The 406-nt window shown below is 68.7% G+C and carries 1 pseudogene; it reads right to left on the bottom strand.

The annotated features are described in order from the left end of the window. Nucleotides 1-44 precede the first annotated feature (44 nt). Nucleotides 45-406 (bottom strand): annotated as a pseudogene (locus tag K7472_RS32300) (2-oxoacid:acceptor oxidoreductase subunit alpha); the annotation flags it as partial.

Genomic DNA, 406 nt, shown 5'->3' with positions numbered 1-406 from the left:
CGGCGGGAGGGGCCTGGCTGGTGTGGTGGTCGATGACGGGTGTCTCAGACATGCGCGCTGTCCCCCTCGTGCCCGTTGCCGGTGGTGTGCTGGCTGGTGATGGTGTGGGTGATGACGGTGGCGAGTTGTTCGGCCTTGAACGGCAGTCCCGTCACCTGGGTGTGGGACCGGGCATCCACCAGGTAGCGGGCGCGTAGGAGCATGGCGAGCTGGCCGAGGTTCATCTCCGGCACGATCACCTTCTCGTAAGCCCTCAACACCTGGCCGAGGTTGGCGGGGAACGGGTTCAGGTGCCGCAGGTGGGCCTGGGCGACCTTCCCGCCCGCACGGCGTACCCGTCGCACCGCTGCCGTGATCGGCCCGTACGTCGAGCCCCAGCCGATGACGAGGGTGGTGGCGTCATGGC

This window comes from Streptantibioticus parmotrematis (assembly GCF_019890615.1).
In the GTDB taxonomy this organism is placed as follows: domain Bacteria; phylum Actinomycetota; class Actinomycetes; order Streptomycetales; family Streptomycetaceae; genus Streptantibioticus_D; species Streptantibioticus_D parmotrematis.
The sequence above is the reverse complement of the archived record's forward strand: the minus strand, read 5'-3'. Positions and strand labels throughout refer to the sequence as shown.